Origin of the sequence: Sinomonas mesophila, from assembly GCF_001999765.1 — a bacterium.
GTDB lineage: Bacteria > Actinomycetota > Actinomycetes > Actinomycetales > Micrococcaceae > Sinomonas > Sinomonas mesophila.
In genome coordinates this window covers 80,666-101,858 of the sequence record NZ_KV908331.1, presented here as the reverse complement: position 1 = coordinate 101,858, position 21,193 = coordinate 80,666, and the positions used below count along the sequence as shown (strand labels likewise).

The following is a 21,193-nucleotide window of genomic DNA, read 5'->3' as shown; positions in this document are numbered from 1 at the left end:
CGGGCGGCTTCCGCGCGGAAGCCGCCCGCCGTCGTCGTGCGCGGTGTACCCGAATCGCCGAAAACCCGCCGAGATCTGTACCAGAAAGGGCATAATCCCGACGAGATGCGTACCCCGAAGGCTCAGAAGGCGGATCGCCCGGGGCGGACGCCGTCGTCAGGCCGAGGCGCGGACCTCCACGGCCCCTGCTCCGGTCTCAGACTCCGCCTCGGGCGGATAGATCGTCTCCGCGGGAGCGCGGTTGGTCGCCGTCGCCCACGGGTAGTAGACGGCCGCCGTCACGGCGATGCCCACGATCCACGAGATGTCCGCCCCGCCGAGGAGCTTCGTGATCGGCCCCGTGTACATCGCTTGGGCGAGGAACGGAATCTGGACGACGACGCCGACCGCGTAGGAGACGAGCGCGACGAGGTTCCACTTCCCGTAGCGACCCTCCGGAGAGTAGAGCGCGGGGATGTCGAGCCGGTCGCGGGAGACCTTGTAGTAGTCCACGAGGTTGATGACCGACCACGGCGTGAACACCATGAGCAGCAGCAGGACGAAGTTCTTGAAGACGTTGAGGAAGTCCTTCGTCGCGAGGAGCGCGATGAGGACGCTCACGGCGATCACGGCGATGACGAACAGGGCTCGGACGATCGGCCGCACGCCCGCCCGGCGCGTGAACGCCGTCGAGATCGTCACCGAGCACATGAAGGCGCCGTACGCGTTGAGGCAGTTCACGGTGAGCTTGCCGGTCACGATCATGAGGTAGACGGCAAGGGCGAGCATGCCGCCGCCGGCGAGGTCGCCCATGTAGCCGACCTGGTTCTTGATGAAGTCGCCGCCGAGGCCCGCGGCCGAGAGGCCGCCCGCGAGCGCTCCGAGGGTCATGGCCCACTGGGCGCCGCCCACCGAGCCGGCGAAGGTGTACCAGAACGTGCGCTTCTCGGGGGTGTCCTGCGGGAGGTAGCGCGAGTAGTCGGCGACGTACGGGCCGAAGGTCAGCTGCCACCCGGCGGCGAGCGAGACGGCGATGAGGAAGGTCGGCAGCTCGAAGGGCTTGATGAAGATCGCCTGCGAGATGTCGTAGCGCGTGAACGTCACGACTGTGAGGTACAGGAAGCCCGCGAGGCCGAGCACCGTCGCGACGCGGCCCATGGCGTGGATGTACTTGTAGCCCAGGATGGCCAGGACCGCGGTGGCCGCGCCGAAGATGACGATGCCGACGGCGGGGACGTTCGTGCCGAGCACGAGGTTGATGGCCTGCCCGGAGAGGACGGTGCCGGTCGAGGCGAAGCCGATGTACATGAGGATCACGAGGACCAGCGGGATCACGGCGCCGTAGACGCCGAACTGGGCGCGGCTCGAGATCATCTGGGGCAGGCCCAGCCTGGGGCCCTGCGCCGAGTGCAGGGCCATGACGATCCCGCCGAGGACGTTGCCCACGAGCAGGCCGACGATCGCCCAGAACGCATCGGCCCCGAACACGACGGCGAGCGCCCCGTCGACGATGGCCGTGATCTGGGCGTTGGCGCCGAACCACAGCGTGAACTGCCCCCACGGCCGGCCATGGCGCTCGCCTTTGGGCACCATGTCGATGGATCGGGTTTCTACGGCTGCACCAGCCATGATGACTCCTCGGGATAAAACGGAATGTAGTCAATGTCACAGCACCGCCCCCTGATAGATCTATGGGTGTTTCGCCGACGGCGTCCGGAGTCCCAGACTCGCGGGCGTGGACCGGGCTCCCAGCCCGCCTCGGTAGAGTGGAACGCATGAGCGAGGGAATCGTCGTCGGCGGCACGGAGGACATCGAGGAGGGCACCGCGAAGGTCGTGGAGCCCGAGGAGTCGGGGTTCGACGAGCCCATCGCCGTCTTCCGCACCGAGACCGGCTGCTTCTTCGCGCTCAACGACACGTGCACGCACGAGGAGGCGTCCCTCGCGGACGGCTGGATCGAGGGCGAGGACGTCGAGTGCCCGCTGCACTCCTCGATGTTCAGCCTCCGCAGCGGCAAGGTGAAGGGCCTCCCCGCGACCGAGGACGCCCGCACGCACCGGGTCGAGGTCCGGGACGGTCAGGTCGTCCTGTTCCCCGGCACCGACGCCGACCCGGACGCCTGCCCTGGGCAGTGAGACGCAGGGCAGCAGCCCTATGGCCTCTCCCCGCCGCATCGTCGTCGTGGGCGGCGGCGTCGCGGGCTACAGCGCCGCGGCCGAGCTGCGCGCCCGCGGCTACGACGGCGCCCTCGGCCTCGTCGACCCCTCGGGCCTGCCCTACGACCGGCCGCCGCTGAGCAAGGGCTATCTCCTCGGCACCAAGGATGCCGCGGGCCTCCGGCTCGCGCCCGAGGCCTGGTACACCGAGCACGGCGTCGAGCTGCACGCCGCCCGCGCCGCGGCCCTGCGCCCCGCCGAGGGCGCGGTGGAGCTCGACGGCGGGCGCCTCCTCGCCGCCGACGCCGTCGTCCTCGCCACGGGCGCGCTCCCTCGCCCGCTGCGCGTGCCCGGCGGCGATGCGGCCCTGACTCTGCGCACGCTCGGCGACGCCGAGCGGCTGCGCGCCGCGCTCGCACCCGGGGCGCGCATCGCCGTCGTCGGCGGCGGGCTCATCGGGGCCGAGACCGCCTCGGGGGCCGCCGTCCTGGGCGCCGAGGTGACGCTCATCGAGCCGCTCGACCCTCCGCTCGTCCCCGCCGTCGGCGAGGCGCTCGCCCGAAGGCTGCACGCCCAGCATGCCGAGCACGGCGTCCGCGTGCTGACGGCGGTCCCGGAGCGGATCGAGACCGGGAGCGGCGGCGCCGCACACCGCACCTATCACCTCACCCTGTCCGATGGCACAGCGGTCGAGGCCGACGCGGTCGTAGTGGGCATCGGCGTCGTGCCCGACACAGCACTCGCGGCCGCCGCAGGCCTCGCGGTCGACGACGGCGTGCTCGTCGACGCCGCGCAGCGCACCTCGAACCCGGCCGTGTTCGCCGCCGGCGACGCCACCCGGCTGCGGCGCCCCGACGGGACCCTCGCCCGGCGCGCGGAGCACTGGGAGGCCGCCGTGCGCTCGGGCCAGGCCGCGGCGGCTGGGCTGCTCGGCCAGGCCCCGCCGGAGTTCGGCGCGCCGTGGTTCTGGTCGGACCGGCACGGGGTGCATGTCGAGTCTGTCGGCAGCCTCGCGGGGCCCGGCGAGGTCCTCGTGCGCCGCACGGACGACGGCGTGCCCACCGCCGCCTTCCGGCTCGCCGAGGACGGGCGGCTGCTCGGGTGCGCGGCCGTGGACGGCGGGCTGCTCATCAAGGCGGCGCGGCGCATCATCGACCGCGGGACGGTGGTGGATCCGGAGACCCTCGCGGATCCCGGGGACGACCTGAGGCGGCGCGCACGCTAGAGACTGCATCCGCGCAGGCAGATCAGCGCTGTGTGTCCTGGATTGCTGAAACGGCGGGACGGCCCTTCCTACGGTTAGAGGGCAAGCTGGAATGCGAAGGGAGAATCCAAGTGTCACAGTCTCATGCTGCTGCGTACCCGGGTCGGGTGGGCCTGGGGGCCTTCGGCCGGCGTCTGCTGGCCGGGGCCCTCGGGGGTCTCGCCGGAGGCCTGGTGTTCGGTGTGCTGATGGCGATGGTGGGCATTTTGCCGATGGTCGCCGCCATGGTCGGGTCGTCCTCCCTGTGGGTCGGCTTCGGTGTCCATCTGGTCATCTCGGTCCTGATCGGCTGGGGCCTGACGGTGCCGTTCGCCCGCCTGCTGTCCGGCTACGGCCGCGCGGTGCTCGTGGGCCTCGCCTATGGCGTGGTCTGGTGGGTACTCGGGCCGCTGGTGATCATGCCGGCGATTCTCGGCATGCCGCTGTTCATGGTGGACGGGACCAACCTCATGTCGCTGCTGGGGCACCTCGCGTACGGAGCTATTCTGGCCCTGACCGCGACGCGGGTGCTCAAGAGCCACGCGTGAACCAGGCCCGCGACGCCCAGACGGCGGACTCCTTGGATCGGAGCCCGGTCTGGGCGCCGCACCATGAGGAGAGCGTGCCGGAGATGCTGCCATCACCCCAGACCTTCACCTGCCTGAGGGAGGTCGACCTCTTCGCCGACCTCTCCCCTGAGGAGATGGACGCCTTCGGGCGGATGGTGCCGCTACGCCGGTTCGCCCGGGGCGAGACCATCTACAGCCAGAGCGAGCCCATGAATGCCCTGTTCATCCTGAAGCAGGGCCGGGTGCGCATCTTCCGCCTGGCCGAAGACGGCAAGGCGCTGACCATGGCGATCCTGGAGCCGGGCGCCGTCTTCGGCGAGATGCTGCTGGTAGGCCAGCGCATGTACGACAACTACGCCGAGGCGATCGAGGACTCGCTGATCTGCCAGCTCACCGCCGCCGACGTCGAGGCCCATCTCCTCTCCGACCCCCGCATCGCGGTCCGCATCTCACGCCTGCTCGCCGACCAGGTCGTGCGGCTGGAGGCCCGACTGGCAGACCTGGCCCTCCGCCCGCTGACCGCCCGGACCGCGTCGATGCTGCTGGAGCTGGCCGAGACCGCTCCACCGTCCCGCTTCGGCCTCCCGCCCGCCATCCGGCTTACACACGAGCAGCTCGCCGGGCTGCTGGGCGCCACTCGGGAGGCCACGAGCAAGGCTATGGGCGAGCTGGCGTCCGAAGGGCTGATCCGGCAGGGCCGCGGTCGGATACTCGTGCTGGGCATGAGGGGCCTACGGGAGGCAGCCCGGCGCACCTCCTGACTCCTCTTCCCACTCCACAAGCGAGCGCGGCGGCGGCCGGCCCCCAGAAGGGGACCGGGCGCCGTCGTGCGCCGTGCCGAGCGGCGCTTGCTAGCCGGCCAAGCTCGCGAGCCCGAACACCGCCGCCGCGGTCGCTGGTGGCAAGGCCGTCGATGCCGAGGAGTCGATGCACCGCGTCGTCGTCGAGGTCCGCCACGCGATGGGCCTGGAGTAGGCGGAGCCCCCCACAGAAGCACGACGGCGCGTGGCCGGCTTCCGTGCGGAAGCCGGCCACTCGCCGTCGTGCTTGAGATGCGAAGCTGGAGTCAGCCCACCGTGCCTAGCGCCTCACAGCGCCTCGATCGCGGCCTTCGCCGTCGGGTCGGAGCCCTCGAGGAACTTCTCGATCCGCTCGGGCTCGTCAGCCTCGCCGATCGCGGACGCCGCCCGGCCGAGGGCATAGAGCGCGCGGAGGAAGCCCTGGTTCGGCTCGTGCTCCCACGGCACCGGCCCGGCCCCGCGCCACCCGTTGCGGCGCAGGGCGTCGAGGCCGCGGTGGTAGCCGACGCGGGCGAACGCATAGGACTCGATCGTGCGGCCCTCGGACCACGCCTCCTCCGCGAGGATCGCCCACAGCAGCGAGGACTCCGGGTGCGTGGCCACGAGGTCCTCGGCCCTGTGCCCGAGGGCCAGGCCCTGGTAGACCTCCGACTCTGCCGGGAGCCGCGTAGGCTCCGGGCCGAGGAGGTTGGTGCGGAACTCGTCGCTCATGCGTCCCCCGGCTCCCGGCTACTTGATGGACTTGCCGGCGGAGCCGAGCTGTTGCGCGGCCTCGACGACGCGCGCGGCCATGCCGGCCTCGGCGCTCGCGCCCCACACGCGCGGGTCGTAGGTCTTCTTGTTGCCCAGGCCGCCGTCGACCTTGAGCACGCCGTCGTAGTTGGCGAGCATGTGGCCGGCCACGGGGCGGGTGAACGCGTACTGCGTGTCCGTGTCGATGTTCATCTTGATGACGCCGTAGGAGACGGCATCGGCGATCTCCTGAGCGCTCGAGCCGGAGCCGCCGTGGAAGACGAGGTCGAACGGGTTGGCCTTGCCGATCCGCGCGCCGACCTGCTCCTGGATGTCCTTGAGGAGCTCCGGGCGGAGCTTGACGTTGCCCGGCTTGTAGACGCCGTGGACGTTGCCGAAGGTCAGGGCCGTGATGTAGCGGCCGTTCTCGCCGGCGCCGAGGGCCTCGATGGTCGCGAGGGCGTCCTCGACCGTCGTGTAGAGCTTCTCGTTGATCTCGTTCTCGACGCCGTCCTCCTCGCCGCCGACCGTGCCGATCTCGACCTCGAGGATCATCTTCGCGGCGGAGGTGCGGGCCAGGAGGTCCTTGGCGATGCGGAGGTTCTCGTCGAGCGGCTCGTGCGAGCCATCCCACATGTGGGAGTTGAACAGCGGGTCGCGGCCGGCCTTCACCTCGGCCTCGGAGGCCTCGAGCAGGGGCAGGACGAAGCCGTCGAGCTTGTCCTTGGGGCAGTGGTCGGTGTGCAGGGCGATGTTGACGTCGTAGTTCTTCGCGACCTCGCGGGCGAACGCGGCGAAGCCGAGCGAGCCGGCGACCATGTCCTTGACCGACGCCCCGGACCAGTAGGCGGCGCCGCCCGTGGAGACCTGGATGATGCCGTCGGAGCCAGCCTCGGCGAAGCCGCGGATCGTCGCGTTGAGGGTCTGCGACGAGGTGACGTTGACCGCCGGGAACGCAAAGCCGCCAGCCTTGGCGGCGTCGATCATCTCGGCGTACTTCTCGGGAGTGGCGATAGGCATAAGGGCTCCTCGATCTGGGTCCACATGGGTCCACGCGGTGTGCGCGTGCTGGCCACTGCCCATCCTAGCGAGGCCCCGCCCCGGTGGCGTGCCCGCTCTCACACATGACGGACGACGGCGGGCTGGGGCCCGTTCGCTGGGCCCCCGCGGCATTCCAGGAGATCGAAGATAGCTCTAGAACATTCCGTTCCATGGGACTAGTATCGAAGATATATTCGAGATTGGGAAGTGCCAGGAGAGAGAAGTGCGCAGGAAGAGATTCGGGGAGGGGTGCCAGTGTCCGTCGAAGCCGTCGCGCCGGCCGATGCGCTCGTGTTCAGTTCCCGCGACCCCGGAGTCCTCCATGGGGCCCTCTGGATGGGTGCCCGCACTTTCGACACCGCCGAGGGTGCCGCGCGCGGACTCGCGGCCCTTGCCGATCTCGATGCCTTCAGGGCGAGCCTCGCGGCCCTCCTCGTCACCGCCATGAACGACAACATCGCCGAGCAGCCGCTCGAGGGCCGGGACGGCCAGCCGACCCGACTCGGTGGGGACCTCGCCCACGCGGCGACCGTCTCCGAGCTGGCGCTCGTCTACGGGACCTCCGAGGCCGTCGCAGCACGCACCCTGAACTTCTCCACCGCTCTCGTTGCGACGCATCCGGGCGTCCACGAGGCGCTGGCCTCCGGCGACATCACGGAGGCCCACGCGCGCGTCGTCGTCGAGCAGGCCGCGACGCTGCCCGAGGAGGCCGCGCAGGCCTTCGGCATCGAGGCCCTGACGAAGCTGCGCTCGAGGAGGGGTCTCCTCCGGACCCCGAGCGAGTTCCGCACCATCGTGCGGAACCTGCGGGAACGGCGCCATCCCGAGTCGATCGTCACGCGCAGGGCGCGGGCACGGGCCGACCGCGGGGTGTGGTTCCGGCCCGAGGACGACGGCATGTGCTCCCTGACCGCCCTCCTGCCCGCCGAGACCGGCCTCGCGATGTACGAGCGCATCGACGCGCTGGCCCGGGCGGCACAGCCCCCCGAGGACGAACTCCGGACGCTGCCGCAGCTGCGGGCCGACGCGCTCGCCCAGCTCGCGCTCACCGCCACGGGGCGGGCAGCCGAAGGCTCTGAGGCCGAACCCACCCCCGAGGCCCTGGCCGAGCCGATCGCCGGCATGGAGGAACTCATCGGGCGCATCAGGGCCGAGATCGTCGTGCACATCCCGGTGGCCGTCCTGCTCGGCGCCTCGGACGACGTCGCCGAGCTCGAGGGCTACGGCGTCATCGACGCGACGACCGCCCGGCAGCTCGCCGCGGCCGCCCCGACCTGGGAGCGGCTCCTCACCGATGTGGAGGGCGTCCCGCTGAGCCTTGGCCGCACGGCCTATCGACCGTCGGCCGGGCTGAGGCGCTTCATCGAATATCGCGACGGGACCTGCATCGTGCCCAACTGCACCTGTGCCGCCCATCGGTCCGAGGTCGATCACACGATCGAATGGCAGGACGGCGGCACGACCGACGCGAAGAATCTGGCCCTCCTGTGCCGCAAGCACCACGCCCTCAAGTCGCTCGCGTTATTCCATCTGCGTCGCGAGGCGGCCGCGGACCCCGAGCGTGGGGACAACGCCAAGGTGAGCGGAGAGCTGGTGTGGGAGACGCTCCTCGGGCGGCGGTATCCGGCCGAGGCGATGAACCGGAGCCACATCCTCGGCCCCGAACCACCCAAGGCGGCACCGCCGCCCCTGGCGCCCGCCCCCGCCAGCGGCGACCCCGCGCCGTCGTCCGTCATCCGCAACGACCCGCCGCCGTTCTGACCCACCGCCGTCCTGACCCGCCGCCGTCCTGACCTGCGAACTGTCCCGCCCGACCTTGTAGGCGCCGCCCGGTTTTGCGGCGTGCGTGAGCCTGCCCCTACACTGGACACTGCGCAGGGGAGTATCCCAAGCGCTGCATACGTCAGCACGTCGGGCGCGGGAGCCCGGCCGGGTGCAGCGGCCAACCCAGGTATTCACGGGGCGGTGGAGAGACTTGTGGCGATAGTGCCTAGGCGATAGTGCCTACCTGCGAAAGGGACCCTTCTCTATGTCCGTCTCACCCCTTGTCTGGGGCATCACGATCGTTCTGATCTTGGGGCTTCTGGCCTTCGACTACTTCTTCCACATCCGCAAGGCCCACGTGCCGAGCCTCAAAGAGGCCGCCATCTGGTCGTCGATCTACGTGGGCGCCGCGATCGTGTTCGGCATCCTCGTGCTCATCTTCGGGGGCGGAGACATGGGCGGCGAGTATTTCGCCGGCTTCATCACGGAGTACGCCCTCTCCGTGGACAACCTCTTCGTGTTCCTCGTGATCATGGCGAGCTTCCGCGTGCCGCGCGAGGACCAGCAGAAAGTCCTGCTGTTCGGCATCGTGTTCGCGCTCATCGCGCGCGCGGCGTTCATCGTCCTCGGCGTCGCGCTCATCAACAGCTTCTCGTGGATCTTCTACGTCTTCGGCATCATCCTGCTGATCACGGCGGGCAACCTGCTCAAGCCCGAGGACTCCGGCGAGGAGGAGGCCGACAACTTCATCATCCGGCTGGCCCGCAAGTACCTGCACACGTCGCAGCACTTCGACGGTGACAAGCTCTTCACGATCGAGAACGGCAAGCGCGTCCTGACCCCGATGCTCCTGGTCATGATCGCGATCGGCGGCACCGACCTGCTCTTCGCCCTCGACTCGATCCCCGCGATCTTCGGCCTCACGCAGAACCCGTACGTCGTGTTCACGGCCACCGCGTTCTCGCTCATGGGCCTGCGCCAGCTGTTCTTCCTCCTCGACGGCCTGCTGGACCGCCTCATCTACCTCTCGTACGGCCTCGCCGCGATCCTCGCGTTCATCGGCGTCAAGCTCGTCCTGCACGCGCTGCACGAGAACACCCTGCCGTTCGTCAACGGCGGCCAGCACGTCGACGTCTTCGAGATCACGACCGGCCTGTCCCTCTCGGTGATCATCGGCGTCCTGCTCGTGACGATCTTCGCCTCGCTCCTCAGCAAGGCCGGCAAGGCGCACGCAGTGGTCAACAACGCACGCCGCCACGCCGAGAGCTACCTCGACCTCGAGTACACGACCGACTCCGCCGAGCGCGAGCGCGTGTACCGCGATCTCATGGAGGAGGAGCGGGCCATCCAGGCGTTGGACAAGAAGTACAGCGACAAGGTCAAGGACATCGAGGAGATCCGCGAGAAGCTCGCCGAGGCCCACGCGAAGCACGCGGAGTTCCTGGCTCGCTAGCCGGACGTCCCGCAGGACGCACGACCAGCAGACGCACGCCGCCGGGCAGTCACCTTCGGGTGGCCGCCCGGCGGCGTTTCATGCCATGGACCTGTAGACAGGGCTCCTACGAGACAAAGGCCAGCTTGTACTGCTCGTTGACGCTGGGAGCGAGCTTGCCACTGACCCGCAGAAGCGTTGCTCCGGACAGGTGATGCCACTCAGTACCGAAGGCGGGGCCGAGCCTCGTGAGCGTCTCCTGAATGTATATCGAGCGGGCCGCCGCGTCGGCTTCTGTCGCGAAGACCTCAACGACTGCGCCTCCGTCAGCACCAGTAGCCCCAACAACTGCTCCGGAATCTGCGACCCACGCTGCGGACGTGTATTGGCCAGGGCGGCCAATCAGCTGGTTCGAATCGTTCGTCTCAGTAACCGTTGTGATGCCCGTAATGCTGGGAACGCCGGTCTTGATCCGCTCGGCGATTGCCGTGGCGTCGGCCGCGCTCGTCTTGGTAGGCGTGGGCGTAGCCGAAGGAGTGGGTGTGACCGAAGGAGTCGACGTTTCAGACGTCGTAGCTGGAGAGGCGGAGTGCGGTGCGGGACTTGCGGGGGCACATCCGGTCAGCAGGACCGCAGCAACCCCCAAAGCCATGTAGCTGCGTTTCATGGGGTCAACCTAACCGCAGCCCGCCGACAATTCTGGCGACACGGCGGCGACTCACTCGGCGAGGCCCACGATGCCGCGGTCCAGGGCCCGGGTCGCGGCCTGGGTCCGCGAGCTCACGCCGAGCTTGTCGAAGATGTTGCTCACGTGGCGGTGGACGGTCCGCTCGCTGAGGAACAGCTCTCCCGCGATGGCCCGGTTCGTCAGGCCGCGCACGATCAGCCGGAGCACCTGGACCTCGCGGGGGCTGAGACTGTAGGGCGCCCCATCCGGTGCGAGCAGGCGCTCCACGACGGCCAGATCGGTCCCAGCGCCGAGGCGGGAGAAGACCTCCCGGGCCGAGCCGAGTTCGAGCATAGCGGCCTCCTCGTCGCCGACGGCGCGGTAGGCGGAGGCGAGCAGAACCGACGTCCGGGCCGCCTCATAGGGCACGTCGAGGGCTCGCCACAGGTCGGCCGCCCTCCGCAGCGTGGGCAGGGAGGCCTGCCAGTCCCCGGTGGCCACCGCCAGCTCACCCGCCGCCTGCGCCTGCGCGGCGCGGACGCTCTCGGAGTCAAAGGACTCGGCCAGCGCGCCCAGCTCTGCCACGCCTGCGCGCGCGTCGTCCAGCACGCCTGCGGCGATGAAGACTGTCACCGCGGCAGGCAACAGCTCGACGCGCGCCGCCGGCAGCTCCGACTCGCCCAGCGCCCGCCGCATCCCGGCCAGGGCGGCCGCGACGTCGCCGAGCGAGAGCCTGAGGAGGGCGAGCCCGGGCTGCGTCGGGCCTCCGGAGAACGCCGCGGCCCTGTAGGCAGCCTCTGCCTCAGCCACATGCCCGAGGAGCCGGTGCGACTCACCGAGTTCATAGCGGGCGTGGCCGATCAGGCGGCCTGCAGAGCCTTCTGCGAGCCCCCGGACTGCGTCCTCGAGCACGGTGAGGGCTTCGGCCCATCTGCCTGCCGCCCGCAGGGAGACCGCCCTGTAGGTGAGGCAATTGCCGTAGAAAGGGCCGCCGAACCGGGGCATGCGGTCAAGCCACGCCCCGAGGGCCGCACTCCACTCGCGGACGCGGGACGCCTCGCGGGCCTCCTGATGGCACACGCCGATCGCGGCGCAGTAGAGGAGGCTCGTCACGCGGGGCGAAGTCTCACCTGAAAGGACCCGGAGCATGGCCCCGTCCAGCTGCTCGAGTCCGTCCCGCAGGCGGCCGGACTTGATGAGGGCTCGACCGTTCAGGAGCGTCGTGAAGGCGAGCTGATCGGGGTCGGCGGCGGCCACGGCCTCCTCATGGGCCCGGGCCAGGACGCTTCGCGCCCCGCCGTAGTCGCCGGCCCCGATGCGCCCGAAGGCCATGGTGATGAGAAACCAGCCATGCTCGTGCCACTCACCGCTCAGTTCGCCGAGTTCGCGGACCCTTGCCATCCAGCCGTTCGCCCGGGCGAACTCGTTGTTCAGGGCGTACGCCTCCCAGAGCCAGAAGGCGGAGGACTCTGCCTCGCGGGCCTGCCCGGCGGCCATGCGGAGCGCGAACGCCCGTTCCAGTGCCGCCACGGCCTCGGAGCGGAGCCCGAGGATCTGGGCGCACTCGGCGAAGCCTTCGAGGTCCTCCACGTCGAGCTCTGGAACGCCTCCCGCGAAACGGAACTCATCGCAGGCCGGGCCCCACTCCGAGTTCCGGCGGAGTTCCCGCGCGTGAGCCAGATGGACTGCTGCGTCAGCCACGTCAACCTCCAGCCACCACTATGGCCCAGACACCACTATGGCACCGGCGGAATGGGCAGAACTACCCACCGCGCAGGGCCGGAATCGGCCCCACCTGCCGATGCCCGGGGCGGGGAGCGGGCGGGACCCTGAAGGTGATCCGCACAGGGCGGGTCCCGACCCGAGGAGGCCGTCATGTCCGAGCCGTTCATCTACCTCAGCACCTTCACCGTCCGCGCTGGGCACTTCAACGAGGCGCTGGAGGCGGCCCGCGAGGTCGCCCGTCTCGTGGAGGCCCGCGAGCCCAGGATGCTCGTCTTCCAGCTCTTCGCCGACGAAGCGGGCCGGCAGATCACGAGCCTCCAGGTCCATGCCGACGCGGAGTCGATGGCCAACCACATGTCCATCGCCGCCAAGCACATCGCCGACTCCGGGTCGTGGCTCGAGTCCGTCAACTATGCCGTGGCGCTGGGCCAGCCCCCGGCGGTCATGACCCAGTGGTACGAGGAGGCCGGCGAGCCTCTGGCCCAGTTCTCCCGGCAGCTTGCCGGGTTCACTCGGGCCGCGGTCCCCGTCGGGTGAGCTCAGCCCAGACGGCCCTCAGCCAGCCGGGCGAGGACCTCATCCCGCAGCGGGTAAGCGGCCTGGGTGCCCTTGGCCGTCGTCGCGAGGGCGGCGACGACGGCCGCGTAGCGCGCGGCCTCGGCGAGGGGGTCGCCAGCCGCGAGGCGCGCGGCCAGAGCGCCCGTGAACGCGTCTCCCGCGCCGGTCGTGTCGACGGCCTCGACGCGCAGGGGCGCGATCGGCACCACCCGCTGCCCCGCCGGCGCCCCGGCGTCGAGCACGACGGCGCCTCCCGCGCCGAGCGTCACGACGGCGCAGCGCACCCCGCGGGCGGCGAGGCCGTCGACGGCGGCCTCCCACGCCTCGGCCCGCTCCGCCGCACTCTGGAGCCCGGCAGCGGGAAGGCCTGAGCCACCGAGCAGCTGGGCCGCCTCGTGGGCGTTGACGAGCAGGATGTCGACGGCGTCGAGCAGCTCGGGCGCGAGGTCGCCGGAGGGCGACGCATTGAACACCACCGTCGCGCCCGCCTCGCGGGCCGCGAGGGCCGCGGCGAGGAGGGCGTCGTCGGCCACCTCGCGGCACAGGCACACGACGGCGGCGCCGTCGAACGCCTCCTGCGCCAGCCCGACGTCGTCCGCCGAGACGAGCCCGTTGGCGCCCGCGGTCGTGACGATGCAGTTCTCGGCGGAGTCGTCGACGGTGATGATCGCCATGCCCGTGGCTTCGCCGGAGACGGTGCGCACGTGCGTCACGTCGACGCCCGCGTCGGCGACGGCGTCGCGCAGCATGGCGCCGTTGGCGTCGTCGCCCACGGCGCCGACGAGCACGACGTCGGCGCCCGAGCGGCCCGCGGCAACGGCCTGATTGGCGCCCTTCCCGCCGGGACCGAGTGCCGTGCCGGAGCCAGCGATGGTCTCCCCCGGCTTCGGCAGCCGCGGGCAGTACACGGTCAGGTCGGCGTTGAGCGAGCCCACGACGACGACGCGGTTCACGCGCGTCTACCCCTGCTTCGTGAACTTCCCGACGAGCTTGGCCGTCGCGAGCGCGTGCGGCTCGACGGCGGCGAGGAAGTGCTTGAGGTCGCCCTTGCCCCGGACATCGGCGTGCTCGGTGTCGAGCGCGTAGAGGATGAAGTCGTAGTCGTGCGTCCCGGCCGGCGGGAACGGCCCCGCGTAGGGGGCGACCTCGCGCGCCCGGCCCGGCAGGCCGGCGTCGTGGGCGCCCTCCTCGAGGCCGCGGGCATCCGCCGGGAGGTCGACGACGAGCCAGTGGACGTAGCCCCGCGCGACGGGGTGCCAGTCCACGACGGAGAGCGCGAACGAGCGGGTGCCCTCCGGCGGGTCGGTCCAGGACAGCTCGGGCGAGACGTTCTGGACCTTGTTGCCGTGCTTCTGGGGCATCTCCTGCCCGTCGGCGAAGGACGCCGAGCTGAGCGCGAACACGGCTACTGCGCCGGTCCGTAGCAGAGGTGCACGACGCCGTTGCTGTACGCCTCGGAGTCCTTGAGCGCGAGCTTCGTCGAGTCGACGCCCTCGCCCCAGAGCTTCTCGCCCTTGCCGAGGGCGATCGGGTAGACGAAGAGGTGGAGCTGGTCGACGAGGCCGTCCGCGAGGAGAGCGCGCACGAGCTGCCCGCTGCCGCTGATGTAGATGTCGCCCTCGGTCTCGGACTTGAGCCGGCGGATCTCGTCGGGGTTGTACGGGCCGATCCAGTGCGAGTTGTTCCAGTCCACGGTCAACTCGTTCGACGCCACGACATACTTCGGGGTCTCGTTGAAGAACGGGGCGCCCGGGTCCTCCTCTGCCGTGCGGGTGGACCACGCCGGCGCGAACATCTCGTAGGTTGTCCGGCCCAGGAGGATCGCCGTCGAAGCCGCCGTGATGCCGCCGACGGTTTGCTCCATCCGCGGATCCCATGGCCACCATTCGGCCGTCCACGCGGGATTCTCGAAGACCCCGTCAAGCGCGATGAACTCGTGTACCTGAATCTGGCCCATGGCTCGACCCTATCGAGAGGGTCCGACAGTTCCAAGGACCAGCCGACGCATGTCAGCCCCGTGCTGCCGCCCAGGACCGTGCGATGAGCTCCTCGAGCACGCCGAGGTCGATCGTGCCGAGGCGCCCCACCCAGATGCAGGCGACGCCGAGCTTGGCCTTGCCGAGCCCAGCGATGAGCTGCTCGTTCCCCGGCCGCTGGAGGCCGTAGAGGGAGATACTCGCCTTGCGCGGCGAGAAGCCGACGGCGAACCAGTCACCCTCGCGGCCGGTCGTGTACGTGTAGTGCTCGGTGCCGTAGCCCACCATCGAAGGGCCCCACATCACGGGCTCTTCGCCGGTGACGCGGTCGAACAGCTCCTTGAGGATGAACCCGTCCTCGCGCCTGCCGGCTGGCTCGACGGCGGCGAGGAACTCGGCGACGGGGACGTCCGTGGGGTGGGTCTTCGCTTCGGCCATGCGCTCAGGGTATTTCTTCCTCACTCCACGCGCTGCCCGAACACGTGGCGGCGCACCCAGGCGTGCATCGCGATCGCGGCAGCCGAGGCGGCGTTGATCGAGCGGGTCGAGCCGAACTGCTCGATCGAGAGCGTCGCGTCGGCGGCCTCGTGCACCTCAGGCGTCAGGCCGGGGCCCTCCTGGCCGAAGACGAGGACGCAGCGGCGGGGGAGCTCGTAGGTCTCGAGCGGGACGGAGTCGGGGAAGAGGTCGACGGCGAGGATCGGCAGGCCCTCGGCGTGGGCCCAGTCGACGAAGTCCTCGACGGTGGGATGGTGCCGGACGTGCTGGTAGCGGTCGGTGACCATCGCGCCCCGCCGGTTCCACCGCCGTCGTCCGATGATGTGCACCTCCTTGGCGAGGAACGCGTTCGCGGTGCGCACGACCGTGCCGATGTTGAGGTCGTGCTGCCAGTTCTCGATCGCGACGTGGAACTCGTGCCGACGCGTGTCGAGCTCGGCGACGATCGCCTCGTGCCTCCAGTAGCGGTACCTGTCCAGGACGTTGCGGCGGTCGCCGTGCGCTAGGAGCTCGGGGTCCCAGTGGTCGCCCTCGGGCCATGGGCCCTCCCACGGTCCGACGCCGACCTGATGCACCGCGACGCGAGTGTGTTCAGGACGGCCGCTCTCCTCACGCTTTTCTGTCACCGGACAAGCGTAGGGGCTCCGCGGCACGCGTCGATGCGTACCGAACTCCCCAGCTTTGTGTACCGAACTCCCCAGCTTTGCCCCGACCCCCGGACGGCGTCGGCGGAGGGATCCGCATGATTCCGCGGATCCTCAGGCTTTCATCGACCCAATTGAAGGCCAAAGATGGGGAAGTCCGGTGGCAAGGATGGGGAACTCTGCGCGCTGCGCCCCGCCCCCGTCACACCCAGCCCCCGTCACGCCCCGCCCCCGTCACGCCGCGCCGATGTGCACGAGGAGCTCGTGCTCGGCGGCCGCGAGGTACTCGCGCAGATCCGCGGCGGCCCCCTCGCGCTCGCCGGACCGGATACGGTCGACGAGCGCCGCGTTCCGCTCGACGTAGTGGCTGTGGAAGTCCGGCGTCGTGGCCATCGCGTGGAACACTAGGCGCATCTCGGCCAGCACTCGCTCCATGAGCTCCTGGAGCGAGGCGCTGCGCGTCGTGGCGACGATCGCCTTGTGCAGTTCCTGATTGGCGTCCGCCATGCCGGGGACGGAGCCCTCGGCGAGGGCCAATCGCGCCCGGGCGATGACGGCGTCCATCGCCGCGAAGTCGGCCTCGTCCGGCTCGCCCCACAGGACGGCGGCAGGCTCGATCAGGCCCCGGACGCGGTACATCTCGCGCACGTCGTCGGCGCCGGGCGAGGCGACGAAGACGCCCCGGTTGGGGATCCTCTGCACCATCGACTCGCCGGCAAGAACCGTGAACGCCTCGCGCAGCGTGTTCCGGGAGACCTTGAGGGCCTCCGCGAGGGCCTGCTCGGAGAGCTTCGTGCCCGGTGGGAGCTTGCCCGCGGAGATCCGCTCGCGCAGCACGGCAGCGACCCACGCGCCGGTGTGCGCGTGGGTCGCGTGCGAGCTCTCGATCCCCTCCAGGGCGGCGTTCATCGGCATGCCACCAATCTACCGAGGCCGGCCCCCCGGGGCCCGCCGCTGCCGTCAGCCGATCATGGCGAGCGCCTGCCCGCGCACGACGGCGCCGCCCGGCTCGAGCGCGCTCCTCGCCACGGTGCCGGCGCGGTGCGCGGACACGGTCGTCTCCATCTTCATCGCCTCGAGCACGACGACGGGCTGGCCCGCCTCGACCTCGGCGCCGTCCTCGACGAGCCACGCGACCAGCGAGCCCGACATCGGCGAGGCGAGCTCGCCGTCGTCGTCCGCGCCGGAGCCGGCACCGACGCCTGCCCCCGATCCGGCCGCGCCCGCCGCCGCTCCGGCCGCGCCCGCCGCCGATCCGGCCCCGCCCGCCGCCCCGGCTCCGCCACGGGCTCCCCCTCCAGTGAGCAGCGCGTCGTAGAGGCGCGCGGGCAGGCCGAGCTGCACGGCGCGGCCGTCGATCTCGACCGTGAGGGTCGTGCGGGCGGCGTCCGGGGCGGTGCGGGCGATCTCGGGCGAGGCCGCGAGCGGCTCGGCGAACTCGGTCTCGATCCACGTGGTGTACACGCCGAGGCGCTCGGCCGAGGAGAACTCGGGGGCGCGGACGACGGCGCGGTGGAACGGCAGGACGCTCGGGATGCCCTCGATCGCCATCTCGTCGAGGGCGGCCCGGGCGCGGCGCAGCGCCTGCTGGCGGTCCTCGCCGCGGACGATGAGCTTGGCCATGAGCGAGTCGTACTCCCCGGGGACGGTCGAGCCCGAGCGCACGCCCGTGTCGATGCGGATGCCCGCGCCCGTGGGCGGTTCGAAGCGCTCCACAGCGCCCGGCGCTGGGAGGAAGCCGCGCGCGGGATCCTCGGCGTTGAGCCGGAACTCGAACGCGTGGCCGCGCGGCTCCGGGTCCTCGGGAAGGTCGAGGACTGCGCCGGCGGCGATGCGGAACTGCTCCCGCACGAGGTCGACGCCGAAGACCTCCTCGGTGACGGGGTGCTCGACTTGGAGGCGCGTGTTGACCTCGAGGAAGCTGATGGTTCCGTCGACGCCCACGAGGTACTCGACCGTCCCGGCGCCGTGGTATCCGGCCTCACGGCAGATCCGCCGGGCCGAGTCGTGGATCTCGCGGCGCTGCGCATCGCTCAGGAACGGCGCCGGGGCCTCCTCGACGAGCTTCTGGTGGCGGCGCTGGAGGGAGCAGTCGCGGGTGCCGAGCACGGCGACGTTTCCGTGCATGTCCGCGAGGACCTGCGCCTCGACGTGCCGGGGCCGGTCGAGGAAGCGCTCGACGAAGCACTCGCCCCGCCCGAACGCCGCGACGGCCTCCCGCACGGCGGAGCCGAAGGCGTCCTCGATGTCCTCCAACCGCCGGGCGATCTTGAGCCCGCGCCCGCCGCCGCCGAACGCAGCCTTGATGGCGACCGGGAGGCCGTGCGCCTCGGCGAAGGCGCGCACCTCGGCAGCGTCCGCGACGGGGCCGTCGCTGCCGGGCACGAGCGGGGCGCCCGCCCGGACGGCGATCTCGCGGGCGGTGACCTTGTTCCCGAGCGTCCGAATCGACTCCGGGGACGGGCCGATCCACGTCAGGCCGGCGTCGGCGACGGCCTGGGCGAAGTCCGCGTTCTCCGAGAGGAAGCCGTAGCCCGGGTGGACGGCGTCGGCGCCGGACCGCCGGGCCGCGTCGATGACCTTGGCCATGTCGAGGTAGCTCTCGGCGCTCGTCACGCCGCCGAGCGGCACGGCCTCGTCGGCGAGGCGCACGTGCAGGGCGTCGGCGTCGGGCTCGGAGTAGACCGCGACGGAGGCGAGCCCCTCGTCCGAGCACGCGCGGATGATCCGCACGGCAATCTCCCCGCGGTTGGCAATCAGGACTTTCTTCATGAGCGGGATCCTTCTTCAGGTCTGGCCGGGGTCGGTGATGCGGAACCGGAGGCGCGCCCCCGGCGGGGTCTGGGCGGCGAGCGGGAGGTCCTCGGGCACAACGACGGCGATCACCGGGTAGCCGCCCGTCACCGGGTGGTCGGGGAGGAACAGGACGGGGTGGCCGCTCGGCGGGACCTGGAGCGAGCCCGTCGCGGCGCCCTCGCTCGCGAGCTCGCCCTCGCGCGAGCGCTCGAGCGGCCGGCCCGCGGCGCCGTCCCCGGACTCGTCGGCGCTCGCGGGCCGCAGGCGCACGCCGATCCGGTTGGACTGCTCGGTCACGATCCAGTCCTGGCCGGTGAGCGCCGCGATGGACTCGGTCGGGAACCAGTCATCGCGCGGGCCGAGGACGACGCGGAGCTCGGACGGCTGCTCACCGCGTCCCGCTGTTCCGGCATCAGGCACGACGACGGCGGGCGGCTCGGGCGCGCCGACGGCGGCGAGCGGAGCGGCCGGCCGGGCGACGGGCAGCCGCGTGCCGGCCGCGAGCGGGGCAGGGCCGAGGCCGGACATGGTGTCCGCCGAGCGGCTCCCGAGCACCTCGGGAACGTCGAGGCCGCCGCGGGCCGCGAGGTAGCAGCGCAGGCCTGCCGTGGGGGCGCCGAGCTCGAGCACCTCGCCGTCGAGGAGCGCGAAGGGGACGTGGGCGGCGGGCCGGCGGAGGACGGCGCCCTCGACATCGCGGATCGCGAGCGGTGCAGGCGCTCCCGCGAGGGCGAGGACCAGATCGCCCTCGGCCCGGACCGCGAGGCCGCCGAGGAGGTTCTCGACCACGGCCGCGCCCGGCTCGTTGCCCACGAGCCGGTTGGCCTGGCGCGCCGAGGCCTCGTCCGCGGCGCCGGCGGCGGGGACGCCGAGGTCCCCGAGGCCCGGGCGGCCGAGGTCCTGCACGAGCGACTGCAGCCCCGGCGTGACGACGACGAGGCCCGGCCCGGCGGCGTCGTGCGCCGGCCCGGCAGCGGAAGCCGAGGACACGGCGTCGTGCGCCGGGATGGCGGCGGATGCCGGCTCAGGGCCGGAGTCCGGCCCCTTGGCGGAGGCCGGCTCGGCGGTGAGCACGGCCTGCTCGCGCACCGCGACGTAGCTGACGGTGTCGCCGGGGCGGACGAGGGCCGGCTCGTCGCGGCCGAGGTCCCACATGGCGGCGGACGTGCGGCCGATCAGCTGCCAGCCGCCCGGAGACTGCCGCGGGTACACGGCCGAGAACTGGCCGCCGAGGGCGACCGCGCCGGCGGGGACGGCGGTGCGCGGCGTGCTGCGGCGGGGCACGTCAAGCCGACGGTCCTCCCCCACGAGGTAGGCGAAGCCGGGCGCGAAGCCGCCGAACGCGGCCGTCCAGACCTGGCCCGTGTGCGCCGCGACGACACCGTCCACCCCGAGGCACGTGAGCCGGCCAACCTCGGCGAGGTCCTCGCCGTCGTACACGACCTCGATCGTGACGTGCCTCGAGGCGGCGCGGGCGGCCTCGCCCGGACCGGCCTCGGCGAGCCGCACGACGGCAGTGCGCGCGGCGCGGGCGTGCTCGGCCGTGGCGAAGGTGACGAGGACGGTCGTGGCGGCGGCGACGGCGTCGACCTGTCCCGGGAGGGGCTCGGCGGCGAGGCGGCCATGGAGGGCGAGGACGGCCTCGAGCGGCTCGGGCCCCTCACGCTCGACGAGCAGACCGCGCGGGCCGGCCCACCGCACCTGCACTCCCACCTCCCCACGATGCGGGGTCACCTCCCCACGATGCGGGGTCACCTCCCCACGATGCGGGGTCACCTCCCGGGAACGCGTGGTCACGCGAAGCTCCGCACGGTCACGCCGGCGGCGTCGAGTGCGGACCGGACCGCGGCGGCCATTGCGACCGCTCCGGGGGTGTCGCCGTGGACGCAGATGCTCTCGGCGCCGGGGCGAAGCTCGGAGCCGTCCCGGGCCACGATGACGCCCTCGGTCGCGAGGCGGACCATGTTCTTGGCGATCACCTCGGGGTCGTGGAGGACGGCGCCCTCCTCGCGGCGGGAGACGAGTGTGCCGTCGGGGTTGTAGGCGCGGTCGGCGAACGCCTCCGCGACGGCGCGCAGGCCCTTCGCCGCGGCCTTCTCAAGTGCGACGGCGCCCGGCAGGAGCAGGAGGGGCAGGCCCGGGCGGAAGGCCGCGACGGCGTCGACCACGGCCTGGGCGTGTACCTCGTGGTGCACGATCGTGTTGTAGAGGGCGCCGTGCGGCTTGACGTAGCTGACCTCGCCGCCCGCAGCGCGGGCGAGGGCATCGAGGGCGCCGAGCTGGTAGAGGACGTCGTCGGCGAGCTCGCTCGACGTGCAGTCCAGGAATCGCCGCCCGAATCCCGCGAGGTCCCGGTAGCCTACGTGCGCGCCGATCGCGACCCCGGCGGCGACGGCGTCGCGGCACGTGGCGGCGATGCCGGACGGATCCCCGGCATGGAACCCGCACGCGACGTTCGCGCTCGTGACGTGGCGGAAGACTGCGGCGTCGTCGCCCATCGTCCACGCGCCGAACGACTCCCCGACGTCGCTGTTCATGTCGATGACCGTCATCGTGACCTCCGTCTCAGTGTGGTTCTGAGACCATGATCCACGAGATCGGCAGATTGTTCAA

At 71.6% G+C, this 21,193-nt stretch carries 21 protein-coding genes; 7 read left to right on the top strand and 14 right to left on the bottom strand.

The window, feature by feature from the left end; genetic code table 11:
- Positions 1-156: 156 nt before the first annotated feature.
- Positions 157-1,608 carry a purine-cytosine permease family protein gene (locus tag BV907_RS10635; RefSeq protein ID WP_077489697.1) on the bottom strand — a complete coding sequence of 484 codons (1,452 nt, stop codon included), beginning with the start codon at positions 1,606-1,608 and terminating at the stop codon, positions 157-159.
- Between the two features lie 146 nt (positions 1,609-1,754).
- On the opposite strand from BV907_RS10635, the gene BV907_RS10630 reads away from it, so the two are divergent.
- The 4 genes from BV907_RS10630 (at position 1,755) to BV907_RS10615 (ending at position 4,708) form a co-directional block, all read left to right on the top strand.
- The gene (locus BV907_RS10630; RefSeq protein ID WP_077489696.1) at positions 1,755-2,114 is read left to right on the top strand and encodes a non-heme iron oxygenase ferredoxin subunit; all 360 of its coding nucleotides are present in this window, start codon (positions 1,755-1,757) and stop codon (positions 2,112-2,114) included.
- Between the two features lie 19 nt (positions 2,115-2,133).
- Positions 2,134-3,360, top strand: coding sequence for an NAD(P)/FAD-dependent oxidoreductase (locus BV907_RS10625; protein ID WP_077489695.1), 1,227 nt, complete (start codon positions 2,134-2,136; stop codon positions 3,358-3,360).
- A gap of 146 nt (positions 3,361-3,506) precedes the next feature.
- Positions 3,507-3,926: a hypothetical protein gene (locus tag BV907_RS10620; RefSeq protein ID WP_077489712.1), complete on the top strand. Its 420-nt coding sequence runs from the start codon at positions 3,507-3,509 to the stop codon at positions 3,924-3,926.
- Positions 3,923-4,708: a Crp/Fnr family transcriptional regulator gene (locus BV907_RS10615; RefSeq protein ID WP_245827910.1), complete on the top strand. Its 786-nt coding sequence runs from the start codon at positions 3,923-3,925 to the stop codon at positions 4,706-4,708. Before BV907_RS10620 ends, BV907_RS10615 begins: the two co-directional genes overlap by 4 nt.
- Positions 4,709-5,035: 327 nt before the next feature.
- On the opposite strand, the gene BV907_RS10610 is transcribed toward BV907_RS10615, so the two are convergent.
- Together BV907_RS10610 and fbaA are read right to left on the bottom strand one after the other, a co-directional pair.
- Positions 5,036-5,458 (bottom strand): DUF3151 domain-containing protein, encoded by a 423-nt coding sequence (locus tag BV907_RS10610; RefSeq protein ID WP_077489694.1) that lies wholly within the window; start codon positions 5,456-5,458, stop codon positions 5,036-5,038.
- 18 nt (positions 5,459-5,476) lie between these two features.
- On the bottom strand, positions 5,477-6,499 hold the full coding sequence (fbaA, locus tag BV907_RS10605; protein WP_077489693.1) for a class II fructose-bisphosphate aldolase: 1,023 nt from the start codon (positions 6,497-6,499) through the stop codon (positions 5,477-5,479).
- A gap of 276 nt (positions 6,500-6,775) precedes the next feature.
- Between fbaA and BV907_RS10600 the strand changes: the two genes are divergently transcribed.
- Together BV907_RS10600 and BV907_RS10595 are read left to right on the top strand one after the other, a co-directional pair.
- The gene (locus BV907_RS10600) at positions 6,776-8,281 is read left to right on the top strand and encodes an HNH endonuclease signature motif containing protein (RefSeq protein WP_077489692.1); all 1,506 of its coding nucleotides are present in this window, start codon (positions 6,776-6,778) and stop codon (positions 8,279-8,281) included.
- Positions 8,282-8,549: 268 nt separating this feature from the next.
- On the top strand, positions 8,550-9,737 hold the full coding sequence (locus BV907_RS10595) for a TerC family protein (protein ID WP_077489691.1): 1,188 nt from the start codon (positions 8,550-8,552) through the stop codon (positions 9,735-9,737).
- Positions 9,738-9,843: 106 nt separating this feature from the next.
- Here BV907_RS10595 and BV907_RS18360 read toward each other — a convergent pair whose 3' ends face one another.
- Positions 9,844-10,383 (bottom strand): PGRS-family protein, encoded by a 540-nt coding sequence (locus BV907_RS18360; RefSeq protein WP_139346715.1) that lies wholly within the window; start codon positions 10,381-10,383, stop codon positions 9,844-9,846.
- Between the two features lie 51 nt (positions 10,384-10,434).
- Positions 10,435-12,084, bottom strand: coding sequence for a helix-turn-helix transcriptional regulator (locus BV907_RS19340; protein WP_245827909.1), 1,650 nt, complete (start codon positions 12,082-12,084; stop codon positions 10,435-10,437).
- 174 nt (positions 12,085-12,258) lie between these two features.
- On the opposite strand from BV907_RS19340, the gene BV907_RS10585 reads away from it, so the two are divergent.
- Positions 12,259-12,645 carry a hypothetical protein gene (locus BV907_RS10585; RefSeq protein ID WP_077489689.1) on the top strand — a complete coding sequence of 129 codons (387 nt, stop codon included), beginning with the start codon at positions 12,259-12,261 and terminating at the stop codon, positions 12,643-12,645.
- A gap of 2 nt (positions 12,646-12,647) precedes the next feature.
- Here the strand turns inward: BV907_RS10585 and BV907_RS10580 are convergent, their stop codons facing one another.
- From BV907_RS10580 to BV907_RS10540, 9 genes are all read right to left on the bottom strand, one after another.
- On the bottom strand, positions 12,648-13,619 hold the full coding sequence (locus tag BV907_RS10580) for a ribokinase (RefSeq protein ID WP_077489688.1): 972 nt from the start codon (positions 13,617-13,619) through the stop codon (positions 12,648-12,650).
- 6 nt (positions 13,620-13,625) lie between these two features.
- Positions 13,626-14,069 carry a YbhB/YbcL family Raf kinase inhibitor-like protein gene (locus BV907_RS10575; protein WP_077489687.1) on the bottom strand — a complete coding sequence of 148 codons (444 nt, stop codon included), beginning with the start codon at positions 14,067-14,069 and terminating at the stop codon, positions 13,626-13,628.
- 2 nt (positions 14,070-14,071) lie between these two features.
- Positions 14,072-14,623 (bottom strand): dihydrofolate reductase family protein, encoded by a 552-nt coding sequence (locus BV907_RS10570; RefSeq protein ID WP_077489686.1) that lies wholly within the window; start codon positions 14,621-14,623, stop codon positions 14,072-14,074.
- A 52-nt stretch (positions 14,624-14,675) separates the two neighbouring features.
- Positions 14,676-15,080: a DUF1801 domain-containing protein gene (locus BV907_RS10565; protein WP_077489685.1), complete on the bottom strand. Its 405-nt coding sequence runs from the start codon at positions 15,078-15,080 to the stop codon at positions 14,676-14,678.
- 20 nt (positions 15,081-15,100) lie between these two features.
- Positions 15,101-15,766, bottom strand: a complete 666-nt coding sequence (locus tag BV907_RS10560) for a TrmH family RNA methyltransferase (RefSeq protein WP_077489684.1) — start codon at positions 15,764-15,766, stop codon at positions 15,101-15,103.
- Positions 15,767-16,018: 252 nt separating this feature from the next.
- Positions 16,019-16,699 (bottom strand): GntR family transcriptional regulator, encoded by a 681-nt coding sequence (locus BV907_RS10555; RefSeq protein WP_077489683.1) that lies wholly within the window; start codon positions 16,697-16,699, stop codon positions 16,019-16,021.
- Positions 16,700-16,744: 45 nt separating this feature from the next.
- On the bottom strand, positions 16,745-18,556 hold the full coding sequence (locus tag BV907_RS10550) for an acetyl/propionyl/methylcrotonyl-CoA carboxylase subunit alpha (RefSeq protein ID WP_077489682.1): 1,812 nt from the start codon (positions 18,554-18,556) through the stop codon (positions 16,745-16,747).
- 15 nt (positions 18,557-18,571) lie between these two features.
- Positions 18,572-20,314 carry a 5-oxoprolinase subunit B/C family protein gene (locus BV907_RS10545; protein WP_175637432.1) on the bottom strand — a complete coding sequence of 581 codons (1,743 nt, stop codon included), beginning with the start codon at positions 20,312-20,314 and terminating at the stop codon, positions 18,572-18,574.
- Positions 20,315-20,373: 59 nt separating this feature from the next.
- Positions 20,374-21,132: a LamB/YcsF family protein gene (locus tag BV907_RS10540; protein WP_077489680.1), complete on the bottom strand. Its 759-nt coding sequence runs from the start codon at positions 21,130-21,132 to the stop codon at positions 20,374-20,376.
- Between the last annotated feature and the right edge of the window lie 61 nt (positions 21,133-21,193).